Origin of the sequence: Kitasatospora sp. NPDC052896, from assembly GCF_044547075.1 — a bacterium.
Lineage (GTDB): Bacteria > Actinomycetota > Actinomycetes > Streptomycetales > Streptomycetaceae > Kitasatospora.
This window is the reverse complement of the sequence record NZ_JBITZU010000065.1, coordinates 1-4,231: the sequence shown is the minus strand read 5'-3', so window position 1 is coordinate 4,231 and position 4,231 is coordinate 1. Positions and strand designations below refer to the sequence as shown.

The 4,231-nt window shown below is 68.3% G+C and carries 1 protein-coding gene and 1 pseudogene; both read left to right on the top strand.

From position 1 onward, the window contains the following. Positions 1–37: 37 nt before the first annotated feature. Positions 38–271, top strand: a pseudogene (locus ACIGXM_RS37285) (hypothetical protein); the annotation flags it as partial. A 3-nt stretch (positions 272–274) separates the two neighbouring features. Next, positions 275–4,231, top strand: a 3,957-nt coding sequence (locus tag ACIGXM_RS37280; RefSeq protein ID WP_396568568.1) for an amino acid adenylation domain-containing protein, incomplete at its 3' end; no start/stop codon positions are given.

Genomic DNA, 4,231 nt, shown 5'->3' with positions numbered 1-4,231 from the left:
CACCGGCGACCTCGCACGCTGGAACACCAACGGCGAAATCGAATACCTCGGCCGAACCGACCACCAGGTCAAAATCCGCGGCTTCCGCATCGAACTCGGCGAAATCGAAGCAGCACTCACCACCCACCCCCAGGTCACCGCCGCAACCGTCCTGGTCCGCGAAGACACCCCCGGCGACAAGCGCCTCATCGCCTACGTCGTTCCAGGCACTGGAGTCGACGCACTCGACCGCACGGCCATCCATCGCTACATCGCCGATCAACTGCCCGACTACATGCTTCCCGCAGCGCTCGTCGTCCTCGACACACTGCCGCTGACAGCCAACGGCAAACTTGACCGCCGCGCTCTACCAGCCCCCGACTACACCGCAACCATCACCGGACGCGCATCCCGCACCCCGCAGGAACAGATCCTCTGCGAACTGTTCATCCAGATCCTTGGTCTGGAAGCCATCGGCATCGACGACAACTTCTTCGAACTCGGCGGACACTCCCTCCTCGCCACCCGACTGATCAGCCGCATCCGCTCGACGATGGGGGTTGAGATCGGTCTCCGGGCGCTGTTCGAAGCACCCACCGTGGCTGCCCTCGCCGAGCGCCTTGACCCCGCCCAGCGCACCCGCCCCGCTCCGCAGGCAGGCGACCGCCCGCAGCACCTCCCGCTGTCCTTCGCCCAACGCCGCCTCTGGTTCCTGGGTGAACTCGATGGGCCCAACCCCACCTACAACATCCCCATCGCGCTCCGCCTGACCGGCCCGCTCGACCGAACCGCGCTACGGGCCGCACTGCGCGACGTCGTCGGACGGCATGAGGTGTTGCGCACGGTCTTCCCCGTCACTGACGGCCAACCCCGCCAGCACATCCTGGGCATCAACGACCTCGGCGACCTGCTGACGGTCGTCGACACCACCGAGACCCAGCTGGCCGAGGCGATGGCGAAGGCAGCCGCCCACGCCTTCGACTTCTCGGTCGAGATACCACTGCGGGGGTGGTTGTTCGCCCTCGCGCCCGAGGAGCATGTGCTCACTCTGGTGGTGCACCACATCGCTGCCGACGGCTGGTCCTTGAGCCCCCTGGCTCGCGACGTCTCGGTCGCCTACGCGGCCCGCTGCTACGGGCGGGCGCCCGAGTGGGAACCCCTGCCCGTCCAGTACGCCGACTACACCCTGTGGCAGCACAGCCTGCTCGGTTCCGAGAAGGACGCAGACAGCCTGCTGTCAAAGCAGATCGCCTACTGGCGTGACACGTTGGCCGACCTGCCCGAGGAACTCACCCTGCCCTACAACCGGCCGCGCCCTGCCATCGCCAGCCACAGCGGTGCCAGCATCGACCTGGCCGTCCCCGCCGGGCTCCACGGCCAGTTGGTCGAACTCGCCCGCGCCGAGGGCGTCACGCTGTACATGCTGCTCCAGGCAAGCCTGGCCGCACTCCTCTCCCGCATGGGCGCCGGCACCGACATCCCCATCGGCACCCCCATCGCCGGACGCACCGACGACGCCCTCGACAACCTCGTCGGCTTCTTCGTCAACACCCTCGTCCTACGCACCGACCTCACCGGCAGCCCCTCCTTCGCCGAACTCCTCCACCGTGTTCGCGAGGCCAACTTGGCCGCCCACGCCCACCAGGACGTCCCCTTCGAACACCTCGTCGACGTCCTTTCCCCCACCCGTTCGATGGCCCGCCACCCGTTGTTCCAGGTCATGCTCGTCTTGCAAAACAACGCTGCAGCCCGACTCGACATGCCAGAACTCGAATCCCGCCTGGAACCGATCACGGCACAGTCCTCGAAGTTCGACCTCATGTTCGCGCTCGGCGAGCAGGCGACCGGCATCACCGGAAGGCTTGAGTACGCGACCGACCTGTTCGACCGCGCTACGGTCCAGAGCCTCGCCGACCGCTGGATCGGGTTCCTCGCCGCCGCGGCCGCCGACCCCCAACTGCCCATCGCCCGGCTGCCGATCATCGATGACGCCGACCGGCATGACATGCTGACCAAGCACAACGACACCACCCGACCCGTGCCTGACCTCACCCTGCCGGCACTTCTCCAGGCGCAGGCCGCCCTTACGCCCGAAGCCCCGGCTGTGGTCTTCGGGGAGACGGTCTTGAGCTACACCGAGCTCAACAGCCGGGCGAACCGGCTGGCCCACGCCCTCATCGGTCGGGGCATCGGTCCGGGTCAGGTCGTCGGACTGGCGATGGCGCGCTCGGAAGAGATGATCGTGGCGCTGTTGGCCATCCTCAAGGCCGGTGCGGCGTACCTGCCCATCGATCCGGAGTACCCGGAGGACCGGATCACCTTCATGCTCGCCGACGCCTCGCCGACGCTGCTGCTCACGTCGGAGGAGGTCGCGCCCCTGCCGGCCGAAGTCGGCTGCCCGCGTCTGTCGGTGTCGCAGCTCTCGCACGCAAATGTCACAGATCCCACCGACCAGGACCGCACTGCCGTGCTGTGCCCGGATCACCCTGCCTACGTGATCTATACCTCCGGTTCCACCGGCCGCCCCAAGGGCGTGGTGATGCCGGGCCGCGCCATGGTGAACCTGGTCTCCTGGCATGCCTCCGACGCACCCGACGGTCAGGCCCTGCGAACCGCGCTGTACACGGCGTTGAGCTTCGACGTGTCCGCTCAGGAGATCCTGTGTGCCCTTGGACGCGGCGGCTGCCTGGTCGTGCCGGACGACGAAACCCGCCGGAGCCCCGAGAAGTACGTGCAGTGGCTGGACGATCACCAGGTGAGCGAGCTCTTCGCGCCCAACCTGGTCATCGACGCCGTATGCGAGGCAGCCGCACAGGTGGGCACGACGCTGCCCGCCCTGCGCGAGGTGTTGCAGGCCGGTGAGGCACTGACGCTCTCCGACTCTCTCGACGCCTTCCTACGAGCCCGGACCGATCGACGCCTGCACAACCACTACGGACCGACTGAGACCCACGTGGTGACGGCGTACACGCTGCCCGTCACCACCGAGCGCCGCTCGCTGTCGGTGCCGATCGGGCGGCCGGTCGCCAACACCCGCGTGTACGTGCTGGACGCCGCCCTGCAGCCGGTCCCGCGCGGTGTCACGGGCGAGTTGTACGCTGCCGGCGCCCAACTCGCTCTCGGTTACCTGAACCGGCCCGGCCTGACGGCGGAACGCTTCGTCCCGAACCCCTTCGGCGGGCCCGGCGAGCGGATGTACCGCACCGGTGACCTGGTCCGCTGGAACTCCGACGACGAGCTGGAGTTCCTCGGTCGCGCCGACGACCAGGTCAAGATCCGCGGCTTCCGCATCGAACTCGGCGAAATCGAAGCCTCGCTCACCGGGCACCCCGAAGTCGCACACGCGGCCGTCGTGGTCCGCGAGGACCAGCCGGGAGACCGGAGGCTGGTCGGATACGTGGTTCCGAGCACAGGAGTTGACTCGATTGACCCCGCGTCCCTGCGCCGGTGCGTCGCCGACCAGCTGCCCGACCACATGGTGCCGGCCGCCGTCGTCGTGCTCGATGCGCTGCCCCTGACAGTGAACGGAAAGCTGGACCGCCGCGCTCTGCCCGCACCCGACTACAGCGCGGCCGTGACCAGCCGTGCGCCGCGCACCCCCCAGGAAGAGATACTGTGCGAGCTGTTCGCACAGATCCTCGGTCTGGACAACGTCGGCATCGACGACAGCTTCTTCGAACTGGGCGGCCACTCCCTCCTTGCCACCCGGCTGGTGAGTCGGATCCGCTCCGTCCTCGCTGTGGAGCTGCCGATCCGGGCGCTGTTCGAGGCGCCGACGGTGGCTGCCCTCGTTCGGCGGCTCGGCAACGCGCAGGACATCCGCCCGGCCCTCACGCCGAGTGACCGCCCGCAGAACATCCCCCTGTCCTTCGCTCAGCAGCGCCTGTGGTTCCTCGCCGAACTCGAGGGCCCCAACGCCACCTACAACATCCCCATCGCCCTGCGCCTGACCGGCACCCTCAACCACCAGGCCCTGGACACCGCCCTGCACGACGTCATCGCACGACACGAAGTCCTGCGCACCGTCTTCCCATCAGTCGACGGCCACCCCCGCCAGCGCATCCTCACTGCGAGCACGGCCCCGTTCGAACTGACCGTCACCGAGGCCGGCGGCCTCGACCAGAGCGAGCTCGACCACGCGATCACCCAGGCCTGCACCCACACCTTCGACCTCGCCACCCAAATCCCGCTGCGCGCAACCCTGTTCACCCTCACCCCGAACGAGCACATCCTCGTCCTGGTGGTGCACCAC